At 58.7% G+C, this 17,704-nt stretch carries 12 protein-coding genes; 3 read left to right on the top strand and 9 right to left on the bottom strand.

All coding sequences use genetic code 11. The features are described from left to right. On the top strand, nt 1-154 hold a 154-nt coding region (locus BMX62_RS07230), incomplete at its 5' end, for a type II toxin-antitoxin system YoeB family toxin (RefSeq protein WP_143339690.1). Between the two features lie 27 nt (nt 155-181). On the opposite strand, the gene BMX62_RS12655 is transcribed toward BMX62_RS07230, so the two are convergent. Continuing rightward, a complete protein-coding gene (locus BMX62_RS12655; protein ID WP_143339688.1) occupies nt 182-400 on the bottom strand; it encodes a hypothetical protein in 219 nt (72 codons plus the stop codon). Here BMX62_RS12655 and BMX62_RS07225 point away from each other — a divergent pair. After that, nucleotides 399-2,393: a methyl-accepting chemotaxis protein gene (locus tag BMX62_RS07225; protein ID WP_238375900.1), complete on the top strand. Its 1,995-nt coding sequence runs from the start codon at nt 399-401 to the stop codon at nt 2,391-2,393. The two genes, BMX62_RS12655 and BMX62_RS07225, sit on opposite strands and share 2 nt — an antisense overlap. Here BMX62_RS07225 and BMX62_RS07220 read toward each other — a convergent pair. The 7 genes from BMX62_RS07220 to BMX62_RS07190 form a co-directional block, all read right to left on the bottom strand. Continuing rightward, nucleotides 2,390-3,091, bottom strand: coding sequence for a M48 family metallopeptidase (locus BMX62_RS07220; protein WP_090206557.1), 702 nt, complete (start codon nt 3,089-3,091; stop codon nt 2,390-2,392). The genes BMX62_RS07225 and BMX62_RS07220 overlap by 4 nt on opposite strands. Continuing rightward, complete coding sequence (locus BMX62_RS07215; protein ID WP_090206552.1) at nt 3,088-6,453, bottom strand: type I restriction endonuclease subunit R; 3,366 nt, start codon at nt 6,451-6,453, stop codon at nt 3,088-3,090. Before BMX62_RS07215 ends, BMX62_RS07220 begins: the two co-directional genes overlap by 4 nt. Before the next feature lie 113 nt (nt 6,454-6,566). Next, nucleotides 6,567-6,995: a putative toxin-antitoxin system toxin component, PIN family gene (locus tag BMX62_RS07210; protein ID WP_090206549.1), complete on the bottom strand. Its 429-nt coding sequence runs from the start codon at nt 6,993-6,995 to the stop codon at nt 6,567-6,569. A 9-nt stretch (nt 6,996-7,004) separates the two neighbouring features. Then, nucleotides 7,005-7,256 (bottom strand): type II toxin-antitoxin system Phd/YefM family antitoxin, encoded by a 252-nt coding sequence (locus BMX62_RS07205; protein ID WP_090206546.1) that lies wholly within the window; start codon nt 7,254-7,256, stop codon nt 7,005-7,007. Between the two features lie 60 nt (nt 7,257-7,316). Next, complete coding sequence (locus BMX62_RS07200) at nt 7,317-9,119, bottom strand: GmrSD restriction endonuclease domain-containing protein (RefSeq protein ID WP_090206543.1); 1,803 nt, start codon at nt 9,117-9,119, stop codon at nt 7,317-7,319. A 47-nt stretch (nt 9,120-9,166) separates the two neighbouring features. Further along, nucleotides 9,167-10,507, bottom strand: a complete 1,341-nt coding sequence (locus BMX62_RS07195) for a restriction endonuclease subunit S (RefSeq protein ID WP_090206540.1) — start codon at nt 10,505-10,507, stop codon at nt 9,167-9,169. After that, nucleotides 10,500-12,923 (bottom strand): type I restriction-modification system subunit M, encoded by a 2,424-nt coding sequence (locus BMX62_RS07190; protein WP_090206537.1) that lies wholly within the window; start codon nt 12,921-12,923, stop codon nt 10,500-10,502. Before BMX62_RS07190 ends, BMX62_RS07195 begins: the two co-directional genes overlap by 8 nt. 171 nt (nt 12,924-13,094) lie before the next feature. Between BMX62_RS07190 and BMX62_RS07185 the strand changes: the two genes are divergently transcribed. Beyond that, nucleotides 13,095-13,553 carry a small multi-drug export protein gene (locus BMX62_RS07185; protein ID WP_238375897.1) on the top strand — a complete coding sequence of 153 codons (459 nt, stop codon included), beginning with the start codon at nt 13,095-13,097 and terminating at the stop codon, nt 13,551-13,553. Nucleotides 13,554-13,595: 42 nt separating this feature from the next. Here BMX62_RS07185 and BMX62_RS07180 read toward each other — a convergent pair whose 3' ends face one another. Beyond that, complete coding sequence (locus BMX62_RS07180; protein ID WP_162273516.1) at nt 13,596-17,519, bottom strand: PhnD/SsuA/transferrin family substrate-binding protein; 3,924 nt, start codon at nt 17,517-17,519, stop codon at nt 13,596-13,598. Nucleotides 17,520-17,704 lie beyond the last annotated feature (185 nt).

The raw sequence follows: 17,704 nt of genomic DNA, 5'->3' as shown, positions 1-17,704 counted from the left end.
TCCGTCATCGGGGCTGGGTAAGCCCGAGCAACTTAAGCACAACCTTACTGGCCTCTGGTCAAAACGGATTTCGCAGAAAGATCGGCTTATATATCAATTTGACGAGAAGTCCATTTACATATTCGCCATCGGCGGGCACTATGACCAGCTTTAACGTTTGGCTGAAGTTTCCGAATTTCCCTCACGCTGCGAGCGCCAGTAGCCGTGAGATCAGGGTATTTTGTGGTGATTTTGGCGAATCCGGGCAACGGATACCAAAACCCTCGTTACTGAGATCACGCGCCAAGGCACGGCGCAGGTCGGCGAACGCATATTCGGACCGTTCCTGGGTAGCGTAACGGCGTGGTGGCGCCTTTTCCAGGTGCTGGCCGTACACCCAGGTGAGCGTGGTGGCCATCATGCAAAGCAGCCAGCCGACTTCATTTAAAAACAGGACTTTTACGATGTTTAAAAATCTATCCCTGCAACAGCGCCTGGTTTTAAATATCAGTATTATAGGTTTGTTTTTGCTGGCCATCAGCCTGATATATGTCACCCATCTTCGCGGACAAATGGCGGATCAGGCGGTAGCGGAGCGTTCCGAAGCGTTTAATCTCATTTTTCAGGAACGGCTACAGGCCAAAAAAGACCTGGCCCTTGGTTTGGCGATGACACTTTCCAGCAGCCCCATATACATCAACGCATTGGAATCCGATGATCGGGATCTGGCCCATCGTCGGGCCAACCATTTACGCCAGCGCTTGTTTGACGAATTGCAGGCCGGTACCGTCAACACCCATATTCACACCGCAGATGGGCGCACCTGGCTGAGAAGCTGGTCACGAGACTTTTACGATGATGACATTACTTTTCGCCCCAGTGTCAATCGTATGTTGCGTGAGCAGTCTCCGTTTACAGATGCCACTGAAGTGGGGCGTTCCGGGCTGACAATTCGTGCCCTGGCGCCTATTCGTGTCGATGGGGAGTATCGGGGAGCTTTTGAAATTGCCATGGGTTTTGATGGCATACGCCAAGGATTTGAAGCCGAGGGCCGTCGCTATATTTTTCTTCTGCCGGCAGATATCACCGATATTGCACCGGGTGTGGCAAGAAATACGGTCATTGGTGACTTTCTGGTGGCCAATGACAGTTGGTTTGGTTCCACTGCCCTTGATTTTGCACGGCAGCTGGATCTGGATGCCCTGATGCATCATGGCTTTTTACTGAATGAAGACTGGTTTGCTTCTGTTTATAAAGTGCATGATGATCAAGGGCGTTTGATTGGAGTGCATATCTTTGGTGAAGACCCGGAAACTGTACTGTCCAGCGTGGAGCAGATGGTCCATTTCAGCTGGTTGATGATTGGTCTTTTGGTGGTATTGATTATCGTGATGGGGCTGAGTGTAGCCTGGATGGTACGGCAAAACATCGTGCGCTTGATTGTGGCTAATGTGGAGCGTTTGGGGCGTCACCAGAATGATCTGACACTGCAACTGGATACCGGCAAATATCAGGACGAGTTACAGCAACTGTTTTCAGCATTCAACGGCTATACGGCCACTTTGCGTCAGGTGTTGCAGGAAGTGGCGCAGACAACCACCGATCTGTCTTCGGCAACCGGTCAACTGGTCAGTCAGAGTCAAACGAGTCAAAAGATGGCATTTGAGCAGACCCAGGAGGTCAATCAAGTGGCGTCAGCCAGTACACAAATGGCAGCATCGGCCACCGAGGTGGCTTCGCAAGCGGCATCAACCCAGGAAGCGGCCAATCAAGCCCAGGCGTCAACACGGGAAGGTGTGGGTGTGGTCACCTCGACGGTTCAGGCAATTGATCGTCTGGCAAGGGAAATGTCGGCCCTGAAGACCACCTTGGGTCGATTGGAAGAAGGCAGTAGCAATATCGGTGAGGTCATTACCACCATTGAGAATATTGCTGAGCAAACCAACCTTTTGGCCTTGAATGCTGCTATCGAAGCGGCTCGGGCAGGGGATCATGGGCGCGGTTTTGCTGTCGTGGCTGACGAAGTGCGTCAACTCGCCAGTAGAACCCAGAGGTCGACCGGTGAAATTCAGCAGATGATTCAGGCAGTACAGCAGGCAGCCAATGATGTCTCCACTGCGATTGAGGCCGGCGCTGAACAGGCGAGCCGTTGTGCTGAACGCGCACAAGAGGCAGGCAATTCGCTGGAACAGATCGATTCTAGTGTCAATCAGGTGAGCGAGTGGGGGGTGCAGATTGCTTCAGCAGCACATCAGCAAAGCCAGGTGGCGGAAGAAATCAGTGCCAATTTGGCGCGGATTAATAATCTGGTCGCCGAAGCCCTGGATGCCATGCAGAACACCCAGCAAGTCAGCAAGGGTCTGGCCGAGCGCGCTGAGTCCCTTAACACTTTGATTGGCCGATTTAAAATTTAAATCCCCTCCACCTCGATCCCATGCCGGGCCAGCCAGCCCTTGCGCTGTTCATAGTCCGGCATGGCCCGCTCCAGGCGCCGCCAGAACCCAGGGGTGTGATGGGGTTCGTGCAGGTGAACCAGTTCATGCACCACCACATACTCGGCGATGGGGCGGGGCAGCAGGATGGTCTTCCAGTGGAAATAGACCCGGTTTCCCTTGCCGCAGGAGCCCCAGCGATAGCCCAGGTCCTGGACCTTCACGCCCGCCGGCTCCACCCCCATGGGCCGGGCCTGCGCCTTCACCCTGGCGGTCAGCCAGTCCGTGGCGCGGGCGCTGTACCAGCGGATGAAGTGTTCCCGGGCATTGGGCAGGGCATCCTCGCGCAACCGGAAACGCCCCGCCACCAGTTTGAGCGGGGCATCCTGGGCATCCTCGGATACCCGCTTGAGTCGGTAACTGCGGCCCAGGTACAAAAACCCCTCGCCGTTGACGTATTGCTTTTGCGGCAATGGACGCCGGCACTCGGCCTTTTCCGCCAGCTTGCGGTAGATCCACAGCCGCTTTTCCACCACAAAATCCCGCAGATGCTGCTCATCGGTGCCCGAAGGCGCCGAAATGATCAGCTCGCCCCCCCGGTCCACGGTGATCTCCAGGGTCTTGCGGCGTGCGCTTTCGCGCACCTCAAGGGTGAGATCATCCACAGCCAGCTGGGTCATGCGCTCACCAGCCTGTCGTGATTGCTCCGGGCCAGGTCCAGCAACCGCTGCGACACCTCGCTGGCACGGTCGAAGGGAACCAGCCGCCGGATCATCAGCGTGGTGAACAGGTGCTGACGCAGGGCTTCCTGATCCGGAATGTGCGAGGGCTTCCAGAAGTCGGGGATGGTGATGTCCTGCTGGATCCGGGCCACCAGTTCCTCGGTGGCTTCCAGCAGCCTGTTGGCCTGGGCCGCGTCCAGGGACTCCGGTGTCAGGCCGCTACTGGCCACCAGTTCCCGCCAGAAGGGCTCGGCATGGGTGGGCATGTCCGGGATCGCCTCGCCGTCGATGACGGCACCCTCCCGCAGCTGATGGATCAGCCCCTCCAGGGCAGCCACTTGTTCGGCCCACTGGCCATCCAGCTGCTGAAGCAGTGCCTCCAGGCGCTCGCTGAGGCGCCCATACTTCACCGGGTCCTCGTCCATGTGCTTGCGCACGTGGGCGCGCACCGCATGGGCCATCTCCGATGCCTTGGCACGATCCCCCACCTGGCGGCCCAGGTGGGCATCGAACTCGGCATCGGTGAGTTGTACCGGCGGGATGCGTGGGTCGATGCCCAGGGAGATCACATAATCATCAATCAGCCGGCGCACCTTGTTGCCGATATCCTGGCCCAGTTCCGGGGTGTCCTTGTAACGATTGCGCGCCAGGGCGTGGATATAGGCCAACCGTTTGGCGTCGTTGACGAAGGCCAGCCCTTCCGGGCGCGGCAGCACATCGTCCAGCCCCCGGCTGAACGCCTTGAGCTTGACCACGAACTCGGCCCGTACCCGCTCATCCGCCAGCGCCTGCACCGCTTCCTCGGTGTCGTCCAGGTCATCCACCCCCTGCCCGCGCAGCACATCAATCACCCGCAGATGGCGGTCCCGCAGCAGGGGAATTTCGTCCTTGAGGCTCCGCAGGGCACCCTCGATGTCCTCCTCGCTGTAGGCGGCCAGGGCCTCCTTGAGGTGGTTGGCCACGCCAAAGTAGTCCACCACGATGCCGTGGGTCTTGCCATGGCCGGTGCGGTTGACCCGGGCAATGGCCTGCAGCAACTCCGCCTCCCGCAGGGACCGGTCCAGGTACATCACCCCCTCGATGGGGGCATCGAAACCGGTGAGCAACATGCTCTTGACGATCAAGAAGGCCAGCGGATCGTACCGGGAGGCATCGGTGGGCGGCGTGCCGTCCAGCGGCGGCAGGGGCTTCTTGAAACGCTGGATATGGCGCTCGACGGCGGCCCGGTCGCTCCACCTGGCCCAGGCGGGGTCATCGTTGTTGCCGCTGCTGAACACCACGGCGAAGGCCAACTGGCGCAGCACCTGACGATGGCGCCAGGACTGGATCGCCGCCTTCACCCGTGGTGGCCGCGTGAGCAGTTGGGTGTCATCCAGCGCCTTGTCCTCGGGGGAGAGGGCCAGGGCTTCTTCCAGCAGTTCGGCGCGGGCCGTCTCCAGGGCTTCAACGTAGCGCAACGCGGCGCGGCGGCTGTAGGCCACCAGCTGGGCCTTGTAGCCGTTGGGCAGGATATGGGTGACGTAGTGACGCAGGATGTCCTGGGCCTTTTCCCGGATCAGTTGTGGTGCCTCGAAGATCTGTCCCTTGGTGGCGTACTTCTTCTTGATCGCCTCCAGTTCTTCCGGGCTATGGTCCCGAAACAGGTCCTCGAACAGGCCATCCAGGCTGGCGCCGTCCTTGATCGCCCCCTTGGCGGTGCGTCCCTCATAGAGGATGGGCACGGTGGCGCCGTCCTGCTCCGCCTCCTGAATGGTGTAGCGGTCGATGTATTCGCCGAAGATGTCGTGGGTGCGTTTCTTGTCGCCCATGATGATGGGCGTGCCGGTGAAGCCGATGCGGGCCGCGTTGGGCAGGGCGCGCATCATGTTGGCGTGCAGGTCGCCGGCCTGGGTGCGGTGGGCCTCGTCCACCAGGATCAGGATGTCCTCGCTGGTGTTGAGCACCTCGAAGGGCGCGCTCAGGGCGGGTTTCTTCGGGGTGCGGTTGCCGCTCAAGAGGTCGGGCTCGGCCACATCCCGGTGCGCCCAGTCCAGCCCCCTGCCCTCGGGGATCTCATAGGCATCGCCCTCCCCTTCGGCATCCGGGTCGCGGTATTTCTGAATGGTGCCAAACACCAGACCGGGGCCATCCCGGGCCAGCAGTGTCTTGAGTTCGGCGGTGTTGCCTGCTTTTTCCACGCTCTCGCCGGTGAGTCGGGCGGTATCGGCAAGCTGGGTCTGCAAATCCTTGCGGTCGGTGATCACCACCACCTTGAAGCGGCGCAGGGCGGGGTCGGTGCGTAGCTTACGGACCAGGAATACCATGGACAGGCTCTTGCCGCTGCCCTGGGTGTGCCAGACGATGCCGCCACGGCGATCCGCTTCTCCATCCTGTCGCCGGGTCTTGCCCTGTTTCAGCCGCTCCACGGCCCGGGTCACCCCACGGAACTGCTGGTAGCGGCAGACCAGCTTGATGGTCTGGCCGCCCAGGTTCATGAACAGGGTGTAATGGCGCACGATATCCAGCAGGTTGGCCCGGGTCAGCATCCCGGCGATCAGGCGTTGCTGGGCGGAAAGATCCGCCACGCCCAAATCCAGGACCACCTCCGCTTCGCGCCGGGGTGCCACCGTCTTCCAGCTCAGGTAATGGGCAAAGCGGGCGCCGACGGTGCCCACCCTGGCATCGTCGAAGTTGCTGGCCACCAGGCACTGGGTGGTGGCAAACAGGGCAGGTGCCCCCTCGTGCTCCCCCACTTCTCCGTCCAGCCAGCGCTGATCATGGTAACGGCGCAACTGGTCCACCGCCTGACTGATCCCCTCCGGCACACTGCGACTCTTGCACTCCACCACCACCAGCGGGATGCCGTTGACGAACAGCACCAGGTCGGGGATCACGTGGCCCTTGGCGCCATCGTGGCCGGGCGGGCACTTCACCTTGAACTGGTTGACCACGGTGAAGACGTTGTTGGCAGGTTCATCCCAGTCGATGTATCGCAGCGTCTGGCCACGGCCCCCGTCCCACCCTTCCAGGCCCTCCACCGACAGACCATTGAGCAGCAGATCGGTGGCCTGCTGATTCGCCTCCAGCACCTTGCTGGCGGGGAGCCGGGTGATGGCCGCCACGGCCTGATCCAATCGCCCCTCATCAAGCCAAGGCTCGCCGTCACGCAGGTTGATGGCGCGCAACTGCTCCCGCAGCAGCGGTTCCATCACCACCTGGGCGAAGCTGTCCCGGTGGGTCACGGCGGGATCGTCCACCGAGCCGGCCAGAAACGCCCAGCCCTGCCCCACCAACTGGTCGGTGAAGGGCTTTTCGACATCCGTATATTCGGGACCTGCCATGCCGTGGCTGCTCCGTGCTGCTGTAGGGTTTTTGATGCAGGGGGCGCGGTATGCGCGCAAAATCAGCATACCAGCCAGCCCAGCATGGATCGCGTGGATGTAATCGTCCTTGCTTATGGCAACTCAAGATAATCGGCCGGCGAGAGGATGCGCAGCCCGTGGCTTTTCCAAAAGTCACTGCCAAGTATCAACAAATCCTGATCGCCGGTGACCAGATATTGTGCCTCGCCATTGAGGGCTACATGCAGCAGCATGTCGTCCTTCGGATCGCGACAGGCCTGGATGCGATGCTGAATGGGGACCACGCGGACAACTCCGCCGAGCAATTGGAGGAATTGCCGTCGCCCTTCGAGAGAAACATAACGATCAAACTTGGGGCGGGAAAGGACATTGGCCAATTCGGTCAATGTTTCTTCGGAAGCCAGTAGAACGCCCTGGGCCAGCGCCTTGTCCACGGCACGCCCGGCTGTGCCTTGTGGCGCCAGCATGCGGCTGATCAGGGTATTGGTGTCCAGGACCAAGCGGGTTTCTTCCGTGCGCATCGCCGGTCTTCAATCGTCCGAGGCGAGCAACTCAGTCAGTTTGGCTTCGTCCAGGCCGGCGGCTTTAGCCTGACTGCCGATGCGGTCACAAAAACGCTGAAACTCGGCGACGTTGAGTCTTGTCAGGCGTTCGTACTCTGCCATGGAAAGCACCACGGCAACATCACGCTTCTGGCGCTGGATAATCACCGGCTCCCGGCTGGCGGTGTCGATTAACTTGGCAAAGCCCTGTTTTGCCTCGCTGGCGGTGATGGTGCGCATGAGCCCCTCCTTCTTGCAGGGAGCAAGATTTTGTCTACTTTAGACAAAACAGACAAAATATCAAGCGGGTTCCGACCCCACCAGCGCTTTCTTGCCCATGGCTTTCTCGATGATCTCCAGCAGACGACGCTTGCGCTGCTGGTAGAAGGCGTCGAAGTCATCGGCGCGCAACGTCTCGGCGGGGATGCGGTGGCCCTCCAGGATGGCGTTCATCGCCCCATCGTCAAGCTGGACCTGCTGATGACCCTGTAGACGGGCCAGATAGGCCGAAGGCGCATCACCGCCGATCATGCGGTTGGTCCTGGCGGAGATCGGCGTCTTGTTGATGATGGAATCGTAGACGCGATAGGAGAGGCCCTGGGCCTGGCACCAGGCGCGGGGGAAGATGTGGTGAATATCCAACTCGACGCCCTGGTTGTCGAGATATTGAATATCCCCCTTCCAGAAGAAATCCTCGGCGCCTTCCCGCAGGATCAGCACGTTGATGCCCTTATAGGCGGCGCTGTTACGGCTGCGCAGCGACTCCAGGCGGGTGGGATCGAAAGAGGCATCGATCACGGTGCGTGGCAGTTCGGCATCGTCCTCGAACCAGTTCATCAGTTCCTCCAGGTCCAGGGCGATACGGGTCTCCACGGCGCCGCCGTAAAGCTCCCCCAGCACACCGCTCCAGAACCACCGGGAGAGCTTGGCGTGGATACGCGGCTCCCGCCAGCGCTTGCCCAGCAGGGTCATCACCGCGGCCAGGGGCACCAGTTGGGTGGCATAGGGCAGCTCGCGGCGGCTGTAGAAACACTCGCCCTTGAGGAAGTAGGACGCTTCAATAAAGCCCCTCTCCACGGCATCGGCCCAGCGCCGGTAGGCTTCCAGGGGCAGGTCCAGAACGGAGGCGCGCTTGGCACTGACCGGGCGCACCTGCTTGCCCGTCTTGCCGGCCCGGAGGTCATCCAGCTTGCGCTCCCGGGTGTGCAGCAGGGTGATGGCCTGAAGCAGGTCGGTGCTCTGTACGTCCTGGAGCAACTCGTGGGCCTCGAAACGGGCCTTGCGGGAGGCCACCTTGCGGATGTCGGAGCCGAACCAGTCGTCCCGCAGGTTATAGCCCTCGGCGGCATAGCTGGCGGTGATCAACTCGAACACCGACAACTGCACACCCCCGGTGTTCACCTTCTCGAACACCAGGCAGACCGCCTCCTTGGAGGTCTCCTTCTTCAGTTCGATCACCGGCAGTTGATAGGCGGAGAAGGCGCTGATGATCTTCTCCTGGAACTGGAAGTAGGTGCCGATCTCGTCCTTGTTGTACTTGAACAGGTCACCGGCCCAGTCGTTGGGTGACAGCAGCTTGTCGCAGGGGAAGTACAGTTGCTCACACTCCAGCTGGCGGGTGGACAGGTCAATATCCACGTCCCGGCCAAAGTTCTTGCGGGTCTGGCGATGCTCGTCCACCGCGATCACCGCGTCCTCCAGGCGATCCTCCCCCTCTAGGGCGGTGCGGATATCGAAATAATAATGGCGCTTGATGGGCTTGCCCTTGCTGGTCCGGGTGTTCACCGGAGCGTCCAGGCCCACCGCCTGGGTCAGGCTGGTGAGGCGCTGCTGGCCGTCGAGGATCAGCTGGTCCGGGGATTTGGTGACCTTGTCCGGGTCGATGCCCTCCACCGGGCGGGTCTCGAAACGCACTTCGCCGCCGGTCTCCATCAGCATCACCGCGCCCACGGGGAAGGAGCGGGCGATGCTGACCAGGAGGCTCTGCACGTGGTCGTCGTCCCACACCCAGCCGCGCTGGAAATCGGGGAGCTGGATCTTGCCGGTGGTGATGTCCTTGAGCAGTTCCGGGAGAGAACGCTTGGTGCTGTCGAAGGTGGTCATGGAGGGCTCCCTGTGCGATGTGGTCCTGATGTTGCGGGTAGCTCTGTTTATGCCGGGGTGGGGGTCTGGGCCTGGTCGAGCAACGGGGTGACGCGGACGTGGCCGGTGAGGAGGTCGTTCATGAGGCCGGTTTTTTGGAGCTTCAGCTTATTGAGCACGTTCACCTCATTGAGAAGCCTTTTCTTGAAAGACCTGATGGCATCTGCCACCTTATCTTGCTCCTGAAGACTTGGAATCGGAATAATGATATTTGCCAAAACCTCAGAGTTCAGGTTCACCATTGTCGAGCCAACCGCCATTCCATAGACTTGTGATTGCACGCTTGGCTGCTTGTAAATATTGGCCAGCCAGTAGCCATTGATATATTTCGTAGGCCGCAGTAGCAAGCACCCAGTTCCACAAAGCCAACCTTCATTTGATTCGGACATAAAGGAGCATCGACTGAGATCTCCTCTCCGAGAATAAAGCAAGTCACCTTCACTTACTCTGTGACGACTTAGGTCGCGCGCTCTCTCTTCAGTTATCTGGGCAATATTTTCCTTGGATACCTCAATATCACGCATATATTGAGGCATGACTACCGGTACGCCTTCATTGACGTATTCTTCTGCGTGCAGCTGTGAACCGAATGGACCGGTCTGAATGAACCCACCGTATTGGGATAAACACTGACCGAGAGACTCAAGACCCCACTCCCTCGGAATCAGCCCCAGCGGCGACTCCTTGTAGAGCTCCGCCGCCTGCTCGGGGCTGGGGCGGAGCTGGCCGTTCTCGTCGATGCCGCGGGTCAGCAGGTCGTGGAGCAGGCCCTCCTTGACCTTCTCCAGCTTGGCGATCAGCGCCTCGGTTTTCTGGATCTGGGTGTCGAGGGTGTCGAGGATGCAGGCGATTTTTAGCTGTTCAGCATGTGGTGGCGCTGGCACACAGATCTTTCGGAACTGAGAACCGGATATTTCAAGGAAAGTTGTTCCAGATGCGAGGCGCACCAACTCATCTTTTAACTTCGTTGACCAGTGATAATAATAATCAGCACTAAAATCCTTGGTAAAAGCTATGCTCTTGAAGCCTTGATTCGTCGTTGCCGGAGCCGCATTGAGAGCCGCTGCACCTAACGAGGCGCGCGTTGTGATCAGCAGGCTATTGGGCGGCAGCAACTTTGCGCCACTTCGCACCAGACCTTCAGTGGTAATCTTTTCATCCGTTTTCTCCAAGCACTTCCTTCCAAGCCCTGTCACCTCACCAGGAGTGACCCATGGAATCTCACCCCCCCAATACCGGGGATTACTTCGACTAGGGGTGCCGCCGCTGATGACTTCTCCAATCTCCTCGATGAAAAGAATGCTCCAGTCACTTGGCAATTCAGAAAGTAGCTGCGGATAATCAGACATACCCCAACCCCTCCAAATACCCCCGCAACTCCCTCGCCGCCGCATCCCGCTCGGCCTCAATCTCCCCCAGCGTCACCCGATACTTGTCCCACCAGGTCTCGAACGCCGCGATCACCTGCTGGCGCTGCTGGCGGATGTAGCGCTCCAGAATGCCCTTGAGGTCGTTGTGCAGGATGGTGCCCACCAGTTCGGCGGCGGCCGGCTCGTCCAGGGCGTCCACGGCGGCGTTGAGGTGTGCCTCGAAACTGGCCACCTTTGCCTTGTGCTGCTTCCTGACCTGAGTGCGCTCGCTCTTCCAGGTCTTGATCTGCTCCGGCGTCGGGGCGTCGTCGTCCTCACTGCCGTCGGATTCCACCTCGTCGCCGTCATCACCGTCGGGCTTGGCCTCGGCAGCCTTGATGCGGGCATCCAGTTCCGCCTTGCGGGCAGCCAGCTCTTCCAGTTCCGCCACATAGTCCTCCATCAGGAAGTGGACCAGACGGTGGTCGAGGGGATTGGCCTTGCTCTGCTCGTCTTCCAAAAGGCTCACGATGGCGGTGCGCCAGGCGTCCACCACCCCCAGGCAACCACGGGCCTGCAGGGTGCGGAACTCGTTCTTGTTGTCGAACCAGAAGCCGGCAATGATGCCCCGCACTGCAAAACGATCCAGCATGGCGGTGGGTTCCAGGGCTGACGAGAAGCTGCCCAGCAGTTCATCGCGCAGTTGGGTGAGGCGACCCCCATTGCCGGACAGACCGGTGATGCTGCCACCGTGCTCGGTCCACCAAGCCTCGAAGGCGGCCATCACGCGGGCTTCCTTGGCGGTGAGACCGGCATCCGCCTCGACGGCGGGTTTGAGGTCGCGTTTCTCGGTCAGGTGCCCGGCAAAATCCACGTAGTCAGGGTCATCTGCCCTCGGGGTGAACAGCCCCAGGGGGGCGAGGCCCTGGGCATCAAACAGCGGGCGCTTGGCGTCGATCTCGGCCACCGGTACGCCACCCTTGAGGTGGGCGCGGACATCCTGGGGTTCCGGCGCCGGGGTGTTGTCGGCGTAGCGGCGAATGTTGAGGTTGTAGTCGTTGTCCCGCAACTCCGAAACCGGCACCACCCGGGCGAAGCCGGGCACGTCCTCGAAGGCGTCATAGGTGCTGGCGATCTTCTCGATGTGCTCCGGCAGCAGATGGTTCTGGGCGCGGCCTTCAAAGAATTCCCGGTCGGCGTTGATGAACAGCACCCGGCCCTGGCGGTCGTCGGGCTTGGCCCCCTTGGCCCGCAGCACCAGGATGCTGGCGGGGATGCCGGTGCCATAAAAGAGATTGGGCGCCAGGCCGATCACCGCTTCCACCAGATCATCCTCCAGCAGACCGGCGCGGATGCGCTTCTCGTCACCACCCCGGAACAGCACGCCGTGGGGCATGACGGTGGCCAGGCGGCCATCAGACTTGAGGCAGGCCACCATGTGCTGCAGGAACATCAGGTCGGCCTTCTTGGCCCCCTCCGGTACGCTGCCGTAGTGGAAGCGCTCGGGGAAGTGCGGGCTGGGGGTGTAGCCGATGGAGAACGGCGGATTGGTGAGGATGCGGTCGAAACGCTTGAGTTCGCCGCCCTCCACGTGGGCTGGATCGGTGAGGGTGTCATCGTTGCGCAGGTCGGCGCTGTTCACGCCGTGCAGCAGCATGTTCATCTTGGCGATGGCCCAGACAGAGCCGGAGGCTTCCTGGCCGAACAGGTTGAGAAAGCGCGGATTACCGCCCTGCTCTTCCAGGTATTCCTTGGCATGGATCAACATGCCGCCGGACCCCATGCAAGGGTCATAAACGCTGTGGCCCTCCTGGGGATTCATCAGCCGCACCATCATGCGGACCACCGGGCGGGGGGTGTAGAATTCGCCGCCCTTCTTGCCGGCGGAATCGGCGAAGTCGCGGATCAGGTACTCGTAGGCGGCGCCCAGCAGGTCGGGGAACTCGAAGTCCTCGTTGCGCAGGCGGTATGCGCTGAAATGAACGATCAGGTCCCGGAGTTTCCTGTCCGGCAGGGTGGTGGAACCCACCTTGCGGGTGAAGTCGATGTGCTCCAGCACCCCCGCCAGGCTGGGGTTGTGTTCTTCCAGGCCGGCCAGCGCCTTGTTGAGGGCGCTGCCCACTCCGTGATGGGCTTCCTTGAGCAGATACGTCCAGCGGGACTGGGGCGGCACATAGAAGGTGGCGCGGTACCAGTCGGGCATCTCGATCTGCGGGGCCATATCGGCCTCCCCCACCCCCGCCTGCCTGAGTTGGTCACGCACCGCCTCCCGGCGCTGGTCGAAGACATCCGAGCAGCGTTTCAGGAAGAGCATGCCAAAGATGTACTCCTTGAACTCGGAGGCATCCATGCGCCCGCGCAGGATGTCGGCGGCCCTGAACAGGTGCCGCTCAAGCTGGTTGAGGGTGAGGATCATGGGGGGCGGGTCCCTTTGCGGTGAAGGTGGTCGCACCGGGCGACCGTTTTGGCCCGTTAGATTAACGTATGCCATCATCCTCGTGAAAGGCAGCAACAAGGGTTGGGGCCTGAGGGTGTACCCAATGAGTGGGAAAATTCCGGGCTTTAACCGTATAAGGGATGTCAAGTGGTGCCTGATTTTCTTTGGCAATATGCTCTGGTGTTTCTTGCCGCGGCCACCCCCTGGCTGGAAATCATGGTGGTGATCCCGGTGGCCGTGGGTTTCGGGCTTGCCCCACTGCCGGTGACGGTGGTGAGTTTCATGGGGAATGCCCTGCCGGTGTTCGGCATCGTCGCCCTGTTCCGCGGCTGGGAACGGCGCAGGGGACCGATTAAAAGGCGCTGGAGTCCACGGGCGCAGCGTGTGTGGGACCGCTATGGTCTGCCGGGGGTCGCGTTCGCAGGCCCGTTGATAACCGGTATTCATCTGGCCGCGGTCATGGCCCTGGCCATGGGTGCGGATCGGCGTTTGACCGCGGTCTGGATGACCTTGAGTCTTGCAGTCTGGTCGCTGGTGACTCTGGTGGCTACGGTGGTGGGATTCGAGAGCATGGGCTGGCTTTTTGACAGGCTCCAGGAACAGCCTTGAGGATTGTTCCGACGGTGTGCCCCCATCAGCAAGACCGAGGCATCAACGGGCCAACCATTTCTTCAATATTTCAATCAGTATATCCACCGCAATGGGTTTGCTCATATAGTCGTTCATGCCGGCGGCAAGGCAGGCATCTTTATGGCCCTGCATGGCATGGGCCGTCATGGCAACAATCGGGATATTCGATACCTTGTCCCCCGCTTTTCCGTCACGTATGCGACGGGCGGCTTCCAGCCCGTCCAGTTCAGGCATTTGTATGTCCATAAGTATCAAGTCATAGGGCTGCCTTCTTAGCGCATCAATGACTTCATGACCATTGGCGGCCACGTCAGCGCTTAAACCCATTTTTTTCAAGATACCTAAAGCCACCTGCTGATTGACGATATTATCTTCAGCGAGCAGTATGCGTGCCTGGTATCCGGCAAAAGGCATACTTGATGCCTCTGTTGCGGATGCCGCTTCACAGGAGGCAGGGGCATCAAGCGTACCGGTAGCCGACAATACCTGAACCAGACTATTTTTGAGTTCTGTATGCCGGACAGGTTTGGTGACACAGGCATCAACACCAATGCCCTGCAAGCGGCGGGCATCACCTTGATGCCCCAGGGGGATGAGCATGATCAGTTTCAGTGCTTCAAGCCTGCTGTCTGTCCTGATGGCGCGCCCCAGTGCCTCGCCGTCCATACCCGGCATGTACTGATCAATGATGGCCAGCTCAAATGGCCGATCTTCAGCGAGGGCCTGGTAACAGCGGGCTAACCCTGTCGGGGCATCAGCAACCGATTGCACCTGCATCCCCCAAGCTGTCAGGCATATGGTGAGACTTTCCCGGTTCGTGGCATGATCATCCACAATCAACACCCGCAGATGTTGAAAATCGGCAGGCGGCTGGGGGGGAGTCTGCGGGCTGTCTGCCTGCAACTTGAAACATGCCGTAAACCAGAATTCAGAGCCTTGGTTTTCTACGCTGTTGACACCGATTTTCCCTCCCATGATTTCAGCAAGCTGTCTGGAAATTGCAAGCCCCAGCCCTGTGCCGCCATATTCACGGGTATTGGAGGCATCCACCTGGCTGAATTTGTTAAACAGCAGACCCAGTTTGTCAGAGGGAATACCGATCCCGGTATCCCGTACCGAAAAATGCAACAACACAGAATCGGGGGACTGAGACGGCTCCGCAACCAGTGAAACCCGTATGACAACCCCCCCTTGCTGGGTAAATTTGATGGCATTGCCAGCCAGGTTGAGCAGTACCTGACGCAGGCGTCCTGGATCGCCGGTCAGTAATGTGGGTACCTTGGGCGCCAGTGTGCAGATCAGTTCCAGTCCCTTGCCGTGGGCGCGCAAGGCCAGACTGTCGGCAAAATCATCGAGCAGGCTTTGCAAATCAAAATCCACGGCTTCCAGATCAAGCTTGCCCGCCTCGATCTTGGAGAAATCCAAAATATCATTGATAAGCCCCAATAAGGCTTCGGCACTGAATTTGATGGTTTCGGCATGGCGCCTTTGTTCGCTGTCCAGGGGTGTATCCAGGAGCAGGGAGGTCATGCCGATCACCCCGTTCATGGGGGTACGGATTTCGTGGCTCATATTGGCAAGAAATTCGCTTTTGGCAACGGTGGCCGCCTCGGCGGCGATTTTTGCCTCAATCAGTGCAGTTTCGGCTTGCTTGCGTTCGGTGATGTCTCTGAAGATACAGGCAAATTGTCCGGGGGCGGGGCAAAATGCACTGATGGCCAAGTGCTTGCCCAATTCTTTGACATGGGTTTCAAAAAATGCCGGCTCCCCCGACACCACAACCTCGCCAAAACTTTCCAGCAGATGGGCCTGAGAACCTGGCAGTACATCGAGTATTGTGCATTCAAGCAGATCTTTAGCCGTTGAACCTGTGATTTGCTCAAAGGCCGGATTGACAGCCAGAAAACGATAATTTACCGGGTTGCCCAGACTGTCATGGAGCACCTCATACAGTGCAAATCCATCAAGCATCTTGCCAAACAGCGTCCTATAGTTTTGCTCGGCCTGATAATGTGCGGTGAGATCAATGGCAGCGGCGGCCATGTAGGCCGGTACACCGCGCTCATCATGCATGATGATGCCGCTCATGAGCATTGGAAATTCGCTGCCATCACGATGGATATGCCATACCTCGGTGGGCGGAAAATGTCCCTGCTCCAGCATGTGTTGTATGATTGTATTGATTGAAGCCAGCTGTGCCGGGGAATGAAAGACCGTGATATGTTGACCGATCAATTCCTCGGGTTCATAGCCATGGATATGGGCAAAAAAACGATTGACATAAATAAAATGACCTTGCAAGTCTGCAATGGCATTGCCATAGACTGAGTTATCCGCAATGGCTTTGAAGCGCCGTGATTCACCCTCGGCCCGCTGCTGTTTTTCCAATAAATTGATCTTGTTGAGCGCCAGTGAGACCAATTGTACAGCCGAGGTCAAGAAATTACGCTGTTCATCTTTAATGGTGTGATGATCCAGCCAGTTGAGTACAATTAAATGATAGCCTTGATCGGTGAAGGCAAAAGGAAACCAGATCAGTGAATCAATATGCATGTCCTGATGCAGAATCTGCGCTGAGCCGTCTTTGACCAGTTCAGGATGTATCTCACTGCGATGGCTGACAAGGGACTCTTTTTGTTCGCGTATGTAAGTCAATCCATCCTTGAACAGTGCCAGTGGATAGGTGCCAATACTGGGCGTGATTGTAGATTGCTCCGCATTGATCCACTCGTTCAGTCCGATAACAAGCTGTTGTTTAAAGTCGATGTTATAAACCAATGAGCGGTCTGCATTCATTGCCTCACCAATGCAGCGGCAAGTGGTGGCAAGGATTGTGCTGGCGGAATTTTCCGCCGCAATGGTCATGGCAATGTTATCCATCGCAGCACGATTTTTGGCTACGATATCGGCCTGTTTTTTTTCTCGAATCTGATTTCTCTTTTCCAGCAGTAAAAATAAAATAATGCCTAATAATGAAAAGATGATGGTGGCAAACAGTAACGTCCACTGCCATTGCCAGCGTTGCCAGGTATCGTACAGGGTAAACGGGGGCGCTTGATCAAAGGGGGGCAGGCGCAACTCGCGCAGCAGGTTCTCCACCGGTCGGTAATCCGCCGGAATGCCAAAGCCGTAAATCCCGATCTGACGAGCAATATCACCCTCTCGCGGAAGGGATAAAACAGCCGCCGCAACCTTCAGCGCCAAGGCTTCATCGGTTTGCAGCAAGATGACAAAAGGCCATTCAGGATACAGTGGCGTCGATAGCCGATGGGGAAAGTCTGATTTCGGTGTGGGATTGAGTATGCGCAGGTCATTGGCCTGTATGTGACCGGCCTCAATCATGGCTTCCACCACCCCGCTGCGGACAAAAGCCGCATCCGCCTCTCCCTGTAGTACCGCATGGACTGCCCCATCATGTGGCATGCCGGTCAACATCACCTCAATATCTTTTTTCGGATCAATGCCTGCCTGTTTCAGAGCATAGGCCTGCATTTGATAGCCGCCCAGTGAATCAGCGCTAACGGCTGCGATGCGTTTTCCAAAAAGGTCTGTGATGGCTTGTATATCCGTGCGTGTCGCCTCTGTGAGGATGACGCCACCAAAGCCCCGCACGGCCTGACCGTCGACGTTTCTCACGATACTTGCCAAAGGGGAGGAAAAACGCTCACGCTGACTCAACACGACATAGTGGGCAGGGTTGGTGAGTACAAAGTGTATCTCTCCGGCCATGATGGCGGCGTCAAGATCAGGGTAATTCAAGGCGCGCAAACCAAGATCAAGGCCGGGTATCTGCGCGTTGAGATAATCCACCAGGGGCTGCCATTGTTGTTCGGTCACGGGCACAGGTCTAAAGGCCAGTACACCCAGGGTATGGGTGTGGGCATGGGCGCTACCAGAGAGATAGAAAAGTAGGCCTATCAATAGAATTTTCAGATATGGCAGCATCAAACAACGGCCCCTTGATCCTGTGATGCAGAGTGCTCCGGTCTGGTACTTGAGATACCACATCGGCCCGCATTTTTACTGGTCAGTGCCAGCAGCGGCGTGTCTTCGTCCTGTAGCGGTTGCCTACATGGTACGCCCATTGTGGGGGTATCTCCATGACGGCGGAGGTGGGTTTGCCACCGATA

The sequence above is a fragment of the Ectothiorhodospira magna genome, assembly GCF_900110965.1.
Lineage (GTDB): Bacteria > Pseudomonadota > Gammaproteobacteria > Ectothiorhodospirales > Ectothiorhodospiraceae > Ectothiorhodospira > Ectothiorhodospira magna.
This window is presented reverse-complemented; position numbering and strand designations above follow the sequence as displayed.